This window comes from Shewanella sp. W3-18-1, assembly GCF_000015185.1.
GTDB classification, from domain to species: Bacteria; Pseudomonadota; Gammaproteobacteria; order Enterobacterales; family Shewanellaceae; genus Shewanella; species Shewanella putrefaciens.
This window is the reverse complement of record NC_008750.1, coordinates 525,087-540,766: the sequence shown is the minus strand read 5'-3', so window position 1 is coordinate 540,766 and position 15,680 is coordinate 525,087. Positions and strand designations below refer to the sequence as shown.

The 15,680-nt window shown below is 44.5% G+C and carries 18 protein-coding genes; 3 read left to right on the top strand and 15 right to left on the bottom strand.

Annotation, left to right across the window (positions count from 1 at the left end; genetic code table 11):
- Nucleotides 1-7: 7 nt before the first annotated feature.
- The 4 genes from SPUTW3181_RS02610 to SPUTW3181_RS02595 form a co-directional block, all read right to left on the bottom strand.
- Nucleotides 8-739: a fumarate reductase iron-sulfur subunit gene (locus SPUTW3181_RS02610; RefSeq protein ID WP_011787888.1), complete on the bottom strand. Its 732-nt coding sequence runs from the start codon at nucleotides 737-739 to the stop codon at nucleotides 8-10.
- On the bottom strand, nucleotides 739-2,745 hold the full coding sequence (locus SPUTW3181_RS02605) for a fumarate reductase flavoprotein subunit (RefSeq protein WP_011787887.1): 2,007 nt from the start codon (nucleotides 2,743-2,745) through the stop codon (nucleotides 739-741). The genes SPUTW3181_RS02610 and SPUTW3181_RS02605 overlap by 1 nt, the downstream gene beginning before the upstream one ends.
- 85 nt (nucleotides 2,746-2,830) lie before the next feature.
- A complete protein-coding gene (locus SPUTW3181_RS02600) occupies nucleotides 2,831-3,502 on the bottom strand; it encodes a fumarate reductase cytochrome b subunit (protein ID WP_011787886.1) in 672 nt (223 codons plus the stop codon).
- A 181-nt stretch (nucleotides 3,503-3,683) separates the two neighbouring features.
- Nucleotides 3,684-4,409 (bottom strand): fumarate reductase cytochrome b subunit, encoded by a 726-nt coding sequence (locus SPUTW3181_RS02595; protein ID WP_011787885.1) that lies wholly within the window; start codon nucleotides 4,407-4,409, stop codon nucleotides 3,684-3,686.
- A 454-nt stretch (nucleotides 4,410-4,863) separates the two neighbouring features.
- Between SPUTW3181_RS02595 and prmA the strand changes: the two genes are divergently transcribed.
- The 3 genes from prmA to fis all read left to right on the top strand — a co-directional run bounded on the left by prmA (nucleotide 4,864) and on the right by fis (nucleotide 7,210).
- On the top strand, nucleotides 4,864-5,745 hold the full coding sequence (gene prmA / locus SPUTW3181_RS02590; protein ID WP_011787884.1) for a 50S ribosomal protein L11 methyltransferase: 882 nt from the start codon (nucleotides 4,864-4,866) through the stop codon (nucleotides 5,743-5,745).
- 174 nt (nucleotides 5,746-5,919) lie between these two features.
- Entirely contained in the window at nucleotides 5,920-6,888 is a 969-nt protein-coding gene (dusB, locus tag SPUTW3181_RS02585; protein ID WP_011787883.1) for a tRNA dihydrouridine synthase DusB, read from the top strand.
- 16 nt (nucleotides 6,889-6,904) lie between these two features.
- The gene (fis, locus tag SPUTW3181_RS02580) at nucleotides 6,905-7,210 is read left to right on the top strand and encodes a DNA-binding transcriptional regulator Fis (protein ID WP_006083371.1); all 306 of its coding nucleotides are present in this window, start codon (nucleotides 6,905-6,907) and stop codon (nucleotides 7,208-7,210) included.
- 149 nt (nucleotides 7,211-7,359) lie between these two features.
- Here fis and SPUTW3181_RS02575 read toward each other — a convergent pair whose 3' ends face one another.
- From SPUTW3181_RS02575 to SPUTW3181_RS02525, 11 genes are all read right to left on the bottom strand, one after another.
- Complete coding sequence (locus tag SPUTW3181_RS02575; RefSeq protein WP_011787882.1) at nucleotides 7,360-7,647, bottom strand: hypothetical protein; 288 nt, start codon at nucleotides 7,645-7,647, stop codon at nucleotides 7,360-7,362.
- An 8-nt stretch (nucleotides 7,648-7,655) separates the two neighbouring features.
- Entirely contained in the window at nucleotides 7,656-8,090 is a 435-nt protein-coding gene (locus SPUTW3181_RS02570; RefSeq protein ID WP_011787881.1) for a pilus assembly protein PilZ, read from the bottom strand.
- Between the two features lie 34 nt (nucleotides 8,091-8,124).
- Nucleotides 8,125-9,042, bottom strand: coding sequence for a flagellar motor protein MotB (locus tag SPUTW3181_RS02565; protein WP_011787880.1), 918 nt, complete (start codon nucleotides 9,040-9,042; stop codon nucleotides 8,125-8,127).
- Nucleotides 9,042-9,899: a flagellar motor stator protein MotA gene (motA, locus tag SPUTW3181_RS02560; RefSeq protein WP_011787879.1), complete on the bottom strand. Its 858-nt coding sequence runs from the start codon at nucleotides 9,897-9,899 to the stop codon at nucleotides 9,042-9,044. The genes SPUTW3181_RS02565 and motA overlap by 1 nt, the downstream gene beginning before the upstream one ends.
- A 22-nt stretch (nucleotides 9,900-9,921) precedes the next feature.
- Nucleotides 9,922-10,638, bottom strand: a complete 717-nt coding sequence (locus SPUTW3181_RS02555; RefSeq protein WP_011787878.1) for an RNA polymerase sigma factor FliA — start codon at nucleotides 10,636-10,638, stop codon at nucleotides 9,922-9,924.
- 9 nt (nucleotides 10,639-10,647) lie between these two features.
- Nucleotides 10,648-11,115: a flagellar basal body-associated protein FliL gene (gene fliL, locus SPUTW3181_RS02550; RefSeq protein WP_011787877.1), complete on the bottom strand. Its 468-nt coding sequence runs from the start codon at nucleotides 11,113-11,115 to the stop codon at nucleotides 10,648-10,650.
- A gap of 15 nt (nucleotides 11,116-11,130) precedes the next feature.
- Nucleotides 11,131-12,312: a flagellar hook-length control protein FliK gene (locus SPUTW3181_RS02545; protein WP_011787876.1), complete on the bottom strand. Its 1,182-nt coding sequence runs from the start codon at nucleotides 12,310-12,312 to the stop codon at nucleotides 11,131-11,133.
- Nucleotides 12,302-12,628, bottom strand: a complete 327-nt coding sequence (locus SPUTW3181_RS02540) for a hypothetical protein (protein WP_011787875.1) — start codon at nucleotides 12,626-12,628, stop codon at nucleotides 12,302-12,304. Before SPUTW3181_RS02540 ends, SPUTW3181_RS02545 begins: the two co-directional genes overlap by 11 nt.
- Nucleotides 12,597-12,977, bottom strand: a complete 381-nt coding sequence (gene fliS, locus SPUTW3181_RS02535; RefSeq protein ID WP_011787874.1) for a flagellar export chaperone FliS — start codon at nucleotides 12,975-12,977, stop codon at nucleotides 12,597-12,599. The genes SPUTW3181_RS02540 and fliS overlap by 32 nt, the downstream gene beginning before the upstream one ends.
- Nucleotides 12,978-12,990: 13 nt before the next feature.
- Nucleotides 12,991-14,337, bottom strand: coding sequence for a flagellar filament capping protein FliD (gene fliD, locus SPUTW3181_RS02530; protein ID WP_011787873.1), 1,347 nt, complete (start codon nucleotides 14,335-14,337; stop codon nucleotides 12,991-12,993).
- 296 nt (nucleotides 14,338-14,633) lie between these two features.
- A complete protein-coding gene (locus SPUTW3181_RS02525; protein ID WP_011787872.1) occupies nucleotides 14,634-15,446 on the bottom strand; it encodes a flagellin in 813 nt (270 codons plus the stop codon).
- Nucleotides 15,447-15,680: the final 234 nt, after the last annotated feature.

The following is a 15,680-nucleotide window of genomic DNA, read 5'->3' as shown; positions in this document are numbered from 1 at the left end:
TCACTTATCAAATCAACGTCATTGCCATTTTTCGACGTAAATAGGCAATTTGCTGCATATGCGGTAAATCTTTTGGACAGTTATCCTGGCATCCGAGCAAGGTCATACACCCAAATACACCATCTTGATTGCCAATCACATGGTAAAAATCCTCTGCTGATCGGGCATCGCGACTGTCCATCTCGAAACGGGCTATTTTCATCATGCCCACAGCGCCGACAAAAGTGTCCCGCATTTGCTTAGTAGCACAGGCAGAAACACAAACGCCACATTCAACGCAGCGTTCTAGCTCATACAAGCGCGCAGCTTCGTCAGGATCCATAGGATCTTCGAGTCGATGCACATTGATATCATTAGGTTTAGGATGTAACCATAGCTTTAAGCGTTCGGCCAGTTCACGCATAAACTTACCCGTATTGACCGATAAATCACCAATCAATTCAAAGCCTGGCAGCGGCATTAAAGTGATTTCGCCCTTAGGGTATTTGGCCGTTAAGGTGCGGCAAGCTAGCGTCGGGAAACCGTTGATCACCATAGCGCAGCTACCACAAATACCTGCACGACAAACAAAATCGAATTGTAGCGAGGTATCTTGCTCTTCCCTAAGTTTATTAAGGGCAATAAATACCGTCATCCCCGGTGTTTCGGTGATCTGATAACGTACCATTTTCGGCTTATCGTTTGGCTCCTGCGGATCATAACGAAAGATATTAAAGGTTAACTGGCGACCTTGGCTCATTATGATTTTTCTCCTAACGCATTGGCTGATGGTTTTTTTAACGTGTCACTTAAACGTTCATTATTAGGTTGCAAACTCTCGGGTAACTCAAATGGCATAAGGGCTCGCTGCCTTTGATAGCGATCTGTATCATCACCCAGCCCTGCTAAAATCTCAGCGATTTGCTGCTCACGTTTTTGGGTATCGGGATGCACTATGGCGTTGTCGATCCCATAACCGCGATAGCCAGGCGGTAATTCCATCTTCATCACATCGAGGGCTTCATAATTAAGCATGGGTTCAAGTGCATTGGGATCAGGCCAGCTTGCCAACGTGCGATTCAGCCAATCTCGGTCATTTCGCTGCGGGTAATCCTCGCGAGCATGGGCGCCGCGGCTTTCGGTACGCGCTGCTGCGCCGCAGGCTACGGTTAACGCGACTTTCAACATCCGCTTGACCCGTAATGCTTCGACTAACTCAGGATTAGCGTGACGTTTTTTACACTTAAGCCCGAGTTTACGTGAACGCTCGAGCAAGACTTTAAGCTCGGCAACCGCTTTTTCAAGCTCGGGGCCATTACGGAATATCCCCACGTAATCCATCATAATACGCTGCATTTCATGCTTAAGCTCGAAGGGGCTCTCTGTGCCGTCCCCTTCGATTAACGTATCGATTTCATCTTGCACTTGCTTCATAAACTTTTCAGCAAGTTGGGTATTGATTTCTAAACTGTTATTTTCACAAAAATCAGCAACATATTTACCGATAATCATGCCCCCGACCACAGTTTCGGCTAGCGAATTACCGCCTAAACGGTTAAAGCCGTGCATATCCCAACAAGCCGCCTCACCCACGCTAAATAACCCTTTAAGCTGTGGACTTTCACCTGTGGCATTAGTCCGAATACCGCCCATAGAATAATGCTGAGTTGGGCGTACAGGAATCCAATCTTTAGCGGGATCAATACCCAGAAAGTTCTCACAAATTTCCTGTACTTCCCGAAGGTTTGTTTCAATATGTTTACGACCTAAGAGGGTAATATCGAGCCATAAATGTGGTCCATAAGGACTGTCAACCCCTTTGCCTTTACGCATATGCTCTGTCATACGGCGTGATACTACGTCCCGCGATGCCAACTCTTTTTTATCGGGTTCATAGTCTGGCATAAAGCGATAACCATCTTTATCGCGCAATAAGCCACCATCACCACGGCATCCCTCTGTCGTGAGAATGCCCACAGGTACAATAGCCGTCGGATGGAATTGCACGGCCTCCATATTACCTAAGGTCGCAACACCAGTTTCTAAAGCGAGCGCGTGCCCTACACCTTCACAGATAATGGCGTTTGTTGATACTTCATAGATACGGCCATAACCACCAGTAGCAATGGTGGTGGATTTAGCCACATAAGCACGCAGTTCACCCGTAATCAAACAACGAGCCACTACGCCGTGACAGCGTTTGCCATCGTGAATAAGCGCCAAGGCTTCAACACGTTCATGGACGGGAATGTCCATAGAAATCGCTTTGTTGTCCATCGCATACAATAATGAGTGACCAGTCCCATCTGCGGTGTAACAGGTTCGCCACTTTTTAGTCCCGCCAAAATCACGGGCGTTGATAAGACCATGAGCTTCCTCGGCCTCATGGAGAGTGACCTTTTGCGCATTGACTATCACTTCTCTCGGGCCAGCACTCACCCTTGACCAAGGCACGCCCCAATTTGCTAATTCACGCACGGCCTTAGGTGCACAATGAGCAAACATACGCGCCACTTCTTGATCGCAGCCCCAATCGGAACCTTTTACAGTGTCTTGAAAGTGGACATCTTCATCATCACCCATCCCCTTAACGGCATTCCCTAAACTCGCCTGCATTCCCCCTTGTGCCGCCGCCGAGTGTGAACGTTTCGCAGGAATAAGCGATAGAACTAAGGTATCCAGCCCACGCTCTTTCGATGCAATGGCGACCCTTAAACCGGCAAGCCCGGCTCCTACCACTAATGAATCGGTATAAATCAGTTTCACGCCTGCTCCTTAACGGGATTTGCTATTATTGTCGGGTTTTCTCTCATAACACATCAACTACAACTATGTTTTTCTTAGAATTTATTTAACTTGCGTGAGGTAAAAATGCCAGCAGCGATGCAATACCCACTGATACAAATACCACGCTGATAATTGTCTTAAGTTTTCGTAATCGGGCACGACTGTTGAGATCCCTCGCTGCGCCCCATTTCAAAGCCACACGATAAATACCAATGGCAGCATGTAACTCCACCGTCAACAGTAATGGCAAGTACAACATCCACACACCTTGGTTCCATATGCGATTAGCACTGCCTTGGGGGCCAATAGTTTCGGGGGCAGATCCAATCAGCCACAGATGTACAGGAAGCAGCAATAAAATCACCACACCGGTAATCGCCTGCCAACGCCACAAGCGAGTATCGCTGTGCTTGATCACCTGCATTTGTTGGCGTAGCGCCCTTTGTTGCTGCAAACTCATAGGCAGTTTTTGTAGCGCCACAAGCACATGAATAAAAGCCAAAACAGCAATACCAATGGCGATACACGTCACAACCCAAGGATAGCCATGACCATCAGAAGATAAAAAACTCAACTCCATCATGCGCGCAACCCAACTCATCGCATCCGCACCGAACAAAATCGATGACACTAGCACTAAATGGGTCCACAAAAAGACAGCAAGAATGACGCCCGATAAACTCTGGCTTAAATCCAGCCACGCACTCCATTTTTTGATTTTTAAATTAATCGACATTTCACGCCCTCGCCCAGTGAGCTAACCCCAGTAAATCCAACGCTAAAAGTTAATATCGCTCACAAATCCATCACAGAACCTGAGACAGATCAATCAACAGAGAAATAATTAACCAAATGCTTAAATATTAGCTGTGAAATAACATTCTGCTTTACGGACATAGTGGCGATAAGCCCAATCCCTACTGGGGGACAAATGGCTGCACGGGAAGACTTAATTCACTTCCAATAAAAAGGTAAGAAATTAAGCTCGCTGTACCTAGACATATTAAATAGATAATCAAGACCTTAACCACTTTACGCAGACTAGAACGCTTGGTCGTTAATCCCCACTTCACCGACACGCGATACAAACCAATCATGGCGTGTATCACAACGGCAGGGAGTAAAAGTGCATACAGTAGCCAAGCATTATTGTGATACACACGCTCAGCCGATAAATGTGGGCCAATTTCGGGATTAGTTATCATGGTAAAAAGATGTACTGGCACAAGGAAAAATAAAATAAAACCCGTGATGAGTTGCCAAAACCAAGCATGGGTATCTTTGTGTTTAATTCCCCCTAAATGTGAACGAAGCGCGCGCCACTGACCTAGCTGGGCAGGGAATCGTCTAAGCGCGACCGCAGCATGGACAATCACCACGAGTAACATAAATACAGAAAATATTTTCGTCACTATAGGAAAACCATGGCCAGTACTACTAAACATGCCCCCCTCAAGGAACTGTACTACGTGGTAAAACGCCTCTTTACCGAGCAGAATGCTCGACTCAAAATGCATATGCAGCAATAGAAAACACCCAAGCATAAGACCTGTGGCACTCTGTAATTTATCTGCCCTAGCCGACCATGGGTGTCCTAGTGCGGGTGTATTCACGCGATTGTGGACTCGAGTTACGCTTGTCATCTTGCTTATACCTATGTGTTTATTGTTGGCACCTCTGGGCAAGCTACACCATAGCAGCAACAAAAATCGCCGTTCAGCGTCACAGATTTAAAGCGTGAGCTACCTCACTCGACAGAATGCAACTCTTAGAAGAAGATCACAAAACACACATTCAAACTAAACAAAGGTAAAACCAATTAACCAATAAATTTCATATGGTTATATTAAAAAATAAAACTGACAATTCGCTTTTTAACACTAATACTGACTCACTCGCTAACACCTTGTCTGGACAGATAAAAGCGCAATAACGCAATCACCAGCAACAAAACGCTACGCGATGGTAGCCCTCCCTACGGCTTAGCTAAAGCACGTTAAATTCCAGCTCAATCCTGCATTTTTAAGCAGTTTGGGTATACAATAGCGCCATATTTCACCCCTTACCTTTTGAACGCTTAGTCACAGGATACCTCCCATGCCTTGGATCCAACTCCGCATAAACACCAATAGCGATGATGCTGAAACCATTAGCGACTTACTCATGGAAGAAGGTTCAGTCTCAATCACCTTCGAAGACGGAAAAGACACACCGATTTTTGAACCTAAACTGGGCGAAACCCCATTGTGGCGTGATACTGTGGTCGTCGCGTTGTTCGAAGCGGACACCGACCTCACCCCAACAATAGAAATGCTAAAAACCCTGCCATTTTTAGGCGACAACTTCAGCCATAAAATTGAGCAGATTGAAGACAAAGATTGGGTGCGCGAGTGGATGGATAACTTCCACCCTATCCAATTTGGCTCTCGTTTATGGATTTGCCCAAGCTGGCGCGAAATCCCTGATCCAACCGCAGTCAATGTTATCCTCGATCCAGGTCTAGCCTTCGGCACCGGCACTCACCCAACCACTGCACTGTGTTTAGAGTGGTTAGACAGTCTAGATTTAAGCAATGAAGAAGTGATCGACTTTGGTTGTGGCTCCGGTATCTTAGCCGTGGCCGCACTAAAACTTGGCGCGAAAAAAGTCACAGGTATCGATATCGACTATCAAGCCATTGACGCCTCACGTGCTAATGCCGAGCGCAATAATGTCGCCGACAAGCTGGCGTTGTACTTACCTGAAGATCAACCCGCCGATCTTAAGGCAGACGTATTAGTGGCTAACATCCTCGCAGGCCCACTGCGTGAACTTGCTCCACTTATCGCTGAACGGGTAAAAAGTGGTGGTAAATTAGCACTTTCTGGCCTCCTCAAAGAACAAGCGCAAGAAATCTCAGACTTTTACAGTCAATGGTTCGATATGGACGAAGCAGCTCACAAAGAAGACTGGAGTCGCTTGACAGGTAAGCGTAAATAGCAGTAATGCCATGGCCTAACATGCGCCACGGCTGGCTTCGGCTAATTTTGCTAATTACTTCTCAACGCTTAAAAGTCAAGAAAAAAAATTGCGCCTAGGTCATTTATTGACCTTTTCACGGCCAACAAAAAGGGCTACTATAGCGCCCCTTTGAAGAGCTAAGGTGAATCATAAATGCAGATTGGACCCTATCAACTGAAGAATCAGCTGATCGTGGCACCAATGGCAGGTGTCACCGATCAAGTCTTCCGTAATCTCTGTCTTCGTTATGGCGCAGCCCTTGCGGTGTCAGAGATGCTTTCATCTAATCCTGATGTTTGGGAAACAGATAAAAGCCGCCAACGCATGATGCATTCTGGCGAGGAAGGTATACGCTCAGTGCAAATTGCAGGGGCCGATCCTGATTTAATGGCACAGGCTGCTCAGTTCAACGTTGAACAAGGCGCCCACATCATTGATATCAATATGGGATGTCCTGCAAAAAAAGTGAATAAAAAGCTGGCTGGCTCAGCACTGATGCAAAACCCACCCTTAGTAAAAGCCATTTTACAAGCCGTGGTCGCCGCAGTGAATGTGCCCGTCACGTTAAAGATTCGCACAGGTTGGGCTCCAGAACACAGGAACGGTGTTCAAATCGCCCAGATTGCTGAGGATTGTGGTATTGCCTCACTCGCCGTTCACGGCCGTACGAGACAATGCATGTACAAAGGCGATGCCGAGTACGACACTATTAAAGCAATCAAACAGAATGTCTCGATTCCTGTTGTCGCCAATGGGGATATCGACAGTCCGGAAAAGGCCCGCTTCGTGCTGGACTACACTGGTGTCGATGCTCTGATGATAGGACGGGGTGCTCAAGGACGACCTTGGATTTTCAGAGAAATCCAGCACTACTTGGAAACGGGTAATAAGCTAGCGCCCATTGAGGTTGCCCAGCAACGAGAAGTTATGCTGGAACACCTCACCAAACTGTATGATTTATATGGCGAATATAAGGGCATCCGCTTCGCTAGAAAACATATGGGATGGTACCTAGACCAAGAAGCTCAGCGCCAATTTAGGGCTGACTTTAATCGGCTGGAAACCGCTGCAGAACAGTATTCCCTCGTGGAATGTTATTTTGATGAATTAGCACAGAATTAATAAAGAGCAGAATAGAATGTTTGATCAGACAACTAATACAGAAGTTCACCAGCTTACCGTTGGCAAAATCGAAACCGCAAACGGCACTATCAAGCCCCAGTTATTACGTGACGCAGTGAAACGTGCCGTAACTAACTTCTTCGCACAGTTGGACGGTCAGGAAGCACAGGAAGTTTATGAAATGGTGCTAAGCGAAGTAGAAGCGCCTCTGCTTGACATCATCATGCAACACACTCGTGGCAACCAAACCCGCGCAGCAAACATGCTAGGTATCAACCGTGGTACTCTGCGTAAAAAATTGAAAAAATACGGCATGAACTAATCCGCAAGGGTTAAGCTGTCGTATTGAAAAAGGGTTTCTCATTAATGAGAAGCCCTTTTTTGTATTATCAGTTTAAATATAAGGGTGTACTGCACCGAATAATATTGGAACAGACTGAGTGAAAATATCTTATCAACACCTAGCCCGATTTAAAGCAAGAAGAAAAAATAGACAACGAGAAAGAAGGAACTGAGTGCGCCAATCACCACAGGATAAATGAGGTAGGCATCTTGGGCTCTTGCGGCACGTATAAAGCATAAATGGGCAAGAAAATAGTTATATATAAAAATCATAACGGAAATCATAACACCATTACTAAAGCGCAATGTGTTGATATTGATAGCGATAACAATGAGTAATAGCCAGTTTAGCAGGATAAGATAAAGGAATACTTTTTGTAGCTTATCTGAGCCATTACGATTAAAAGATGCAGCCATTGCATGCCCTATATTTTGGCTCGTAATTTAATTGCGTCGATTAAATTTTGAACCTCGGTATCGTTACCATTAATCCAACGAGCACCCAAAAATTTTAAATGACCTTTAATTGAGTGTTCTCGAGTGACTTCACATAGGACTCTATATTGATCAAGTTCAATATAGAATTTCATCCCTATGGATAATGGTTCACTGCATAAAATGCCAACACCGCCAATACTAATGTCTTTTATGTTCGCGGTACCGAGTGGCGTGAGGATAAACCAACGAGTCGTTGATAAGTTAACCGTTAAGCCATCACAGGCAAACGCTAATGGCACTCTTTTATCATGTCGTAGGCTGAGTCTCTGATGAGTTCGCCGATTATCAAACTCAATAATTTGATACTCAAGCGTAGGTTCAACCTCATCCTCAGAATGTACAAACTCTTCATACATATTCATAGTCATACCTAACAAATGAGTACAAGTGCAAACACTAATGTGCGATAGTCTGTCGTTTTATATCGTTAATGCTAATACCGTTCTGGATAGTCTCGTTAGGCGCGCCTATCATGCCCCTTAATAACTGCTCGGCAGAGGAGGTTAAAATAAGCGCCTCAATTCGACGATTAGCCGCCGCAGCAGTATCCGAAGTAATATAAGGAACCTGATCTGCCATACCTGTTACCTGAATCACCTGATCACGCTTAACACCACCACGCTCAAGCACTCTTCGTGCTAATAGTGCTCTTTCACTCGATAACTCCCAATTGGTAAATAAACTGCCGGCATAAGGCGTGGAGTCGGTATGACCAGAGATAACCATGCTGTTGGTGATATTTTTTAAAATTGGCCCTAAAGATAACAGTAACTCTTCAAAATAGGGCTGCATCTGCGCACTGCCGCGAGTAAACATAAATCGATTAACATTATCATGGATCAAAATACGGATACCCTGGGGGACTATAGTGACAGTGATATTCTCCGCCATACTCGAACTTTGTACGACTCGATTCAATTGCCTTGCTAAAACAGTGAGTTGTTCCTGAGTATCAAATTGACCAGGGATCAGTGCGCCCTCCTCAATACCTTCAGCGCCAGCACGTGGAGAAGGGTGAGAAGGTATAATAGTGGGAGCAATAGACATATTTCCTTCCAGATCAATGATCGAGGATGATTGGCTTAGCTCAAATGGATTTATCGGTCCCGTTGGATTCATATCCCCACGCAAATATTGCACTATCATAGTTCGCTCTTTTTGATCGGCAATTTGCATGATCCACAGGACCATGAAGAGCGCCATCATCGCGAGAGTAAAGTCGGCAAAAGCCACTTTCCACGCCCCACCATGACCATGATTACGCTTTCCGCGCTTTCGCCGCTTGATAATAATCGGCTCATTTTTATGGAGCATTAGCTTCTCTGCCCCTCCATCCAACGCTCTAATTCTATAAACGAGGGACGATTCTCACTTTGTATTTGCTTACGCCCTGCATCAATCGCCATCATAGGGGGTTTCCCTTTGGAAAAGGTCACTAAAATAGCGGCAATGCAACGTAACTGTGCTGACTTGCGATCGACTAAATGCTCCAATGCTTTAGCCATAGGATCGAAAAAACAATAACAGGCAAAAATACCGATAAATGTTCCAACTAATGCAGCAGCAACTTTGACACCAATCATGGTAATTGGCCCGTCAATATTTGACATAGTGATAATAATACCGAGTACAGCGGCTAAAATACCAAAACCAGGCATGGCTTCACCCACTTTGCTAAATGCTTCCGATGGCCTTAGTCTGTCCTCTTCTATTCGATGGATCTCCTCTTCTAATATATGTTCTAAATCATGGGGAGATATTTTTCCGATAGATTGTACGCGTAAGTTATCGATTAAGAACTGAAGAACATTTGGGTGCTTTAGCACCGCTGGATACATTAAAAAAATTGAGCTCTGTTGTGGGTTTTCTAAATGTTCATCGAGCACTTTTAAACCCTGAGATTGGATCTGGGCCATTAAAGTGCCCATTAAAGGAAATAATTGAGGGTATAGCTCAGGATCTTCTTTTCCTTTATTAAATAGCTCTTTTAATTGCTCCAGCATTTCTTTTAGTACTGATTGTGGATTAGCAATAATAAGCGCCCCAACTCCAGCACCCATAATGATTAAAATTTCAGCAGGCTGCCATAATGCAGCCAACGCACCACCAGCCCAAGCATATCCACCAAATACTGAAGCTAAAATAATTAACAGCCCAACTAGTTTACTCATTACGATCTTCTCACTTCTAACTTTAGCGCTGCAATATTGTTTTTAACTGTGAAATTGCTGATTTATGTAACTGACAAATACGTGTTTCTGTTAACCCTAATGCCATGGCAATTTCTTTTAAATTCAGCTCATGATGATAGTAAAGCGACAGGATTAACTGTTCTCTTTCATTTAATTTTGAAATAACTTTGATCAAGGTCTGCTTTAGCATCAATTGTTCAACATCATTGCCTCTATCGACCGGATGTTCGCCCACCAACAACAATTCATCTAAGCTTTTCATCGACTCCGCTTGTGTGGAATATAAGCGTTCTCGGTAATCTTCAGCACTAAGACCTAATGCACTGGCAACCTCGAGATCGCTAGGTTCCCGTCCCATTTCACGGCTCAAGCGTCTAACAACATCATTCAGTTCATGGGCTTGTTGCCTAACAGGGCGAGGACGCCAATCTTGCCTTCTTAACTCATCCAATATTGCGCCGCGGATACGTTGTCCCGCGAAAGAAATAAATCCGTTATCGAGCTCTCCAGGATAGCGACGCGATGACTCAAGCAAGGCCATCATCCCTATTTGTTCCATATCCTCAAGCGATAACATGACGCCACAGTGGCTACGCATCTGCGACACGATACGTTTAATCAGTGGTAAATATTGCCGAATAACCTGTTGTTCAGATTGCCGTTCTTCGATTGGATAATCACAGGTTTGTTGATATGCAAGTTGGCCATCTGTCGTCATATCGGCCCCTTACTGGATCACCATACGGGTAAAAAGTACTTCATCAATATCTGATGGCAATTTGTTATCAGATAGCACTTTCACCATCAAAATAAGGGCTTCAGCCTGCAAACCATCGAGCTGATCCAAATGATTTAACTGTTCAAATGTTTTACGTGAAAACATTTTCATCATGGCGTTACGAATGAGGGGATCGGCCTCAACTAACACTGTTTTCATATCGGGATTGTAACTTTTCAATGACATTTCAAGCAGCATGTAATGGGGATATTTATCCCCTGGTATCGATATCACAAACTTTTCTAATGGGTAAAACTTTGCCACAGGCACAGGTTCGACTTCAGGTTCAGAGGCAAAAAGCTCTGTTAACTTCCAATCGGCACCATTTATCCCAATCCATAACGCCCCAGCAGTCCAGCTAATGAGTACAAAAAATGCTAGGGTAATTTTTATTACACGCGATTTTACAATTGCCATTAAACAACTCCGGCATTAAGCCAATAAATCTAATTGAGATTTCTCTCTGGTCATCACATCGGCGCCATTTTCCATTGCGGTTTCAGGTGCTATCGATGAAGCAAATAATGCTGTTTCCTGCTGCTGTTGTTGAGATCCGCCTTGGCCAACATCCACATCAATTTGACCACCATGATCCATGGCTAAATCCATTCTTAGGCGCTCTAATCCATTGAGTAAGGCATCACGAATGGCGGGATTGACCGCATGCATATGCACCTGTAAACGATCGCCTTCTAAGCGAATATTAAGGTCAATCTTTCCAAGCTCTGGCGGATCTAACCTTAACTCCGCTTTTTTAATGTGTTGGTCAACTTGGAACCGAAGATGTTCTCTTAGGGGAGTCAGGATCTCCTGTGCTTGCTGCGCCAATGAAGCTGTCGGTGTTAACGATACTGGCCCCCATTGTGTTGCACTTGCAGCCTGTGTACTCACAATCGGCTGAGTACCAATGGCATTAATATCTTTCGCTTCATGGCCCCTGAGTTCTGCCAACACACGTTGGAACACAGAGGTATCGGCCTTCAAATGGTCAAAACGACTAGAGTCTGAGAAAGGAGTCGTCATTGCATCCTTTGCCAATGCACTACTTATTGGGGAAATCTCGGTACTCATACTGGCAGGTTGAGAAGCGCTTCCGACAAGCGCCATAGATGACGCCATACCACTGCTAAATAGCGCGCCTCTTTGTGAGGCAACTGATAGCCCAACTAAAGATGCGGAGGTTTGACCTACAGATTCCGTTTTAGATGCTTCAATCGGCAAAGTTACAGGAACAAGCGGAGCAACAACCGTTGGAGTGGTAAGACTGTTCAGAGACGCGAATGCAACATCATCGAGGCGAATAGACGTTGAGTTAATCTCAGCCTCGCTATTGAACATTGCCCCCTGAGTAACAGCATCCACACCAGTAAAAGGTGCTGATTCAACTAAATTATTAATATGTTGATTCAAAAAGGGGTTATAACCACTTTCTTGCGATTGTTCAGTGGTGATATCCAACGAACGCTCCTGTGGCATAGATTCAGCAGAGGGTTCTACTGGTAATGCCAACAACGTAAAGGATTCCGCTTTATCTTGATCCACTGCACTTGTCACTTTAGTCGTCACATTAGGATTTGTTCCCATATGACGAGTTGAAAGAAGATCAGAGATCATCTAAAGCTCCACTCACTTGCGTTAATTGATAGGCGGCTAAGCCCGATTGTTGTTCCCTAAAACGGCTCATCTCAACGGCTAATTCATCACGCGCCAAAATCAGCTCCTGTAGTACTTGGGCATGTACACGTTTTAGCGCCTCACGGGCTAACTTCTGCTCGGTATCACGGGCCTCACCCGCTTGTTGCAGTGCTTTAATCAAAGCGATATTCACTTTTTGGACGTTAGTCCAATCCTGAGCATCGGCATATTGACGTAAAGCATGCCCAAAACGCGCCCACTGCTTAATTGAGATTTGTCCACCCTTCTCTGACATTCGTAATCACCTGAGTAATAGGAACCAAGGCTTCAGCACTGTTTTCAACACTGGCACTGACAAGCTGACGGCTACAAAAGTCATAGAGGCGGTGTAGGCTGATAGCAACCTCACCACCGTTCTCAAGATCGAGCATTGAGTCCAATCCATGAACGATATTGAGGCATTTATGAATACTCATGCCTTTAGCTTCAAACCGTTGATATTCCATATGGCCTGCAGCACGCTCTAGCTCTTCCAATAACCCATCAAGCAACATACGCACCATATCATGGGGCGTTGCAGCAGCAACTTGTGCATCTAAAGCGGTTTGCTTGTAGGCATTAAATGGATCGTACTCATTTAACATTTATAACAACTTCCTATGAAAACAACTGACTAGCAGAATTAAATTGGTTAATGGTAGATTCCATCGCCGTAAACTGAGCCAAATAAATTTGGTATTTTTGATTCATTTGATAATCATGGCGCGCCATGCTGTCATTCACGCTTTTGATCTGTTTATTTAGTGCTTCCTGCTTTTGATCGATATAGCCATTAAACTGGGTAAAAGGTTTTAGGGTCTTTTCGATACTTTTGACATAGCTGTCTGGGCCCGTAAACATGGCTTGTACTTTTTCAGGATCACTTTTAAAACTATCGGTCAGCTTAGCATCGTCAATTTTCAGTTTTCCATCACGACCTATCTCGATCCCGATATCAGACAAACGCATCCCATTAGCAGCCGTTGCAAAAACCGAATCACGTAATCGAGACTGGAGTAAGCGGATAGAGGTATCCCCTTTCAACACACCAATTTGTGCTTCACTCACTGCGGTGGTTTTATCTTCCTTATCTTTATCGGAAGTACCTGAATCAGAAGTTTTAACGCCCATAGAACGGGTTAATTGATTAATTTGCGTCATTAAGGAATTAAATGAATCGACAAAATCCTTAACCGCTTTCTTATTCGCTTCAAAATCGTCTGTAACTTTAATCATGCTGCTTTCACCAGCCGCATGTACCTTAACTAATTCGAGGCTAACGCCATCAACCACATTTTCTAAGTAGTTACTGCTACTGGTAATATTGATACCATTTAATGTGAGTTCAGCATCTTGTGCCACGCGACGTTCTGTCATGCCCCAGTCGGCGCCATTAAACTCGACCTTCATTTGATTCGCGACGCCCGATTCCTTTGAAGACAGCATAAACTCGATTTGATTACCCGTGCGCACCAGTGACGCTTGCACACCAGGATTGCCCGCTTGTTTATTGATCAGATCCCGTAACTGAGACACAGAAATAGCCGCACCGCCATTAACCGTTGCTAAATCAATTTCCATACGCTTAGTCGGATCGCTACCGACTTGAATACTGATCACGCCCGATGTTGGTAACAACTCGTTTTCTGAGGAATAGGCTTTAGTCAACTGATGGGCTTGTGCAAGTTTATGTACACTCAGGTCATAGTTACCCTTTGGCGCATCGGATTTAACTGTTGCAGTCGCATTTTCGCCCGTCACAGTGGCAATTTTACTTTTCGCCGCATCGCCACCCAGTTCACTTAGCTTGGTGGCCATTTTCTTCATATTATTTTCGAGCAGCGTATAGGCATCTAACTGTGTTTTGCTTGCTGTTAGTTTGCCTTTGTAAAGCGTATCTTTACCGGCGCGATCTGCACCTATCAGTTGTTGAGCAAATTGTGCCGCATTCATACCTGAAATCATAACTACCTCCAACAAATTGAAAAGCAAAACACATGCCAAGGTAAACGCTTTGTTTTTTAAGCAGATTAAATAGATTTTATCGCTAAAAATAACAACTCACTTCCGTAGCTCAGTGTCAAACGGAAAGCCTACTTCCACTACTGAATCTGAAACAGCGATTGCGACACCATTGCATTGGCATATTTGGATGGCTTAAATAATAAAAATGCCAGTCAGCTTAGCTCACTGGCATTAACGCTAAATCTGCAACCTTAGGTTAAGCCAAGTAAAATAAGGCTAACGTAGATTGAGCTAGATTAACGCAGTAGACCCATCACTAAGCCAGTATTTTGGTTAGCAGAAGACAGTACTGTAGTACCTGCTTGAACCAGCAGTTGGTTACGCGTCATATTGGCAGATTCAACCGCAAAATCGGCATCCATAATACGGCCAGCAGCCGCTTTGGTGTTTTCAGTGACGCTGGCTAAGTTAGCCGCTGTATGGCCAAGACGGTTAATATTGGCACCTAAAGTTGAACGCTCAGTACCCACGGTTTCAAGAAAGGTATCAACAAGTGCAATAGCAGCATTAGCAGTACCGCCAGTTAAGGTACCTGCAACCGTTTTAGGAATGGCGCCTAACTTCACATCCAGTGTTTCTGCGGTTCCAGCTCCAATTTGGAACTTCACGCCAGTACCAGTAGTTAACACACCTGTATCAAATAATTTATTACCCGCATAGGTTGTATTTTCCACGATACGTGTAATTTCAGCGTTTAATTGAGTAAATTCATCATTTAGCGCTGTTAAATCGGCTGCTGAGTTCACACCGTTAGCCGCTTGAGTCGCCAATTCTTTTTGACGATTGGCAATGGTCGTTAACTCTTCTAACGCACCATCAGCAGTTTGCAGCATAGAGGTCGCATCTGAAATATTACGTGAGGCAGTTTCCATACCTTTCACGTTTGCATTCATACGGTTAGCAATTTGCAGACCTGCAGCATCATCTGATGCACTGTTGATACGTAAACCTGTTGATAAACGCTCCATCGCGTTAGTCAGTAAGTTATTGCTTTTGTTTACAGCGCCCTGTGCAACGATTGAAGCGTAATTAGTGTGAACACCTAACATATTAATTCTCCAGAAAATAACAGTTGTCTTGTTTAGACCTGAATTCAGGTATAACTCAGTAAGGCGACAGCGACTGCAGATAACTAAAACCAATATTCAAAAAATATCGTGTATAACAGTAAAAAGATCAGGGTGAGATACTATGTGCTCATCACGATAAAGATGTTAGGGCATAAAAAATGCCAGCAAGCTAAGCTCACTGGCACTCAAGACTAAAACGGCTTTAATTCAGCC

Coding starts and splice junctions, on each gene's coding strand:
- SPUTW3181_RS02540 (WP_011787875.1), bottom strand. CDS start 12,628: ATGTCAGAGAAGGGTGGACAAATCTCAATTAAGCAGTGGGCGCGTTTT.
- SPUTW3181_RS02600 (WP_011787886.1), bottom strand. CDS start 3,502: ATGTCGATTAATTTAAAAATCAAAAAATGGAGTGCGTGGCTGGATTTA.
- fliL (WP_011787877.1), bottom strand. CDS start 11,115: ATGGCAATTGTAAAATCGCGTGTAATAAAAATTACCCTAGCATTTTTT.
- prmA (WP_011787884.1), top strand. CDS start 4,864: ATGCCTTGGATCCAACTCCGCATAAACACCAATAGCGATGATGCTGAA.
- SPUTW3181_RS02575 (WP_011787882.1), bottom strand. CDS start 7,647: ATGGCTGCATCTTTTAATCGTAATGGCTCAGATAAGCTACAAAAAGTA.
- motA (WP_011787879.1), bottom strand. CDS start 9,899: ATGAGTAAACTAGTTGGGCTGTTAATTATTTTAGCTTCAGTATTTGGT.
- SPUTW3181_RS02555 (WP_011787878.1), bottom strand. CDS start 10,638: ATGACGACAGATGGCCAACTTGCATATCAACAAACCTGTGATTATCCA.
- fliD (WP_011787873.1), bottom strand. CDS start 14,337: ATGATTTCAGGTATGAATGCGGCACAATTTGCTCAACAACTGATAGGT.
- SPUTW3181_RS02595 (WP_011787885.1), bottom strand. CDS start 4,409: ATGACAAGCGTAACTCGAGTCCACAATCGCGTGAATACACCCGCACTA.
- fliS (WP_011787874.1), bottom strand. CDS start 12,977: ATGTTAAATGAGTACGATCCATTTAATGCCTACAAGCAAACCGCTTTA.
- dusB (WP_011787883.1), top strand. CDS start 5,920: ATGCAGATTGGACCCTATCAACTGAAGAATCAGCTGATCGTGGCACCA.
- SPUTW3181_RS02525 (WP_011787872.1), bottom strand. CDS start 15,446: ATGTTAGGTGTTCACACTAATTACGCTTCAATCGTTGCACAGGGCGCT.
- SPUTW3181_RS02610 (WP_011787888.1), bottom strand. CDS start 739: ATGAGCCAAGGTCGCCAGTTAACCTTTAATATCTTTCGTTATGATCCG.
- SPUTW3181_RS02565 (WP_011787880.1), bottom strand. CDS start 9,042: ATGCTCCATAAAAATGAGCCGATTATTATCAAGCGGCGAAAGCGCGGA.
- fis (WP_006083371.1), top strand. CDS start 6,905: ATGTTTGATCAGACAACTAATACAGAAGTTCACCAGCTTACCGTTGGC.
- SPUTW3181_RS02570 (WP_011787881.1), bottom strand. CDS start 8,090: ATGAATATGTATGAAGAGTTTGTACATTCTGAGGATGAGGTTGAACCT.
- SPUTW3181_RS02545 (WP_011787876.1), bottom strand. CDS start 12,312: ATGATCTCTGATCTTCTTTCAACTCGTCATATGGGAACAAATCCTAAT.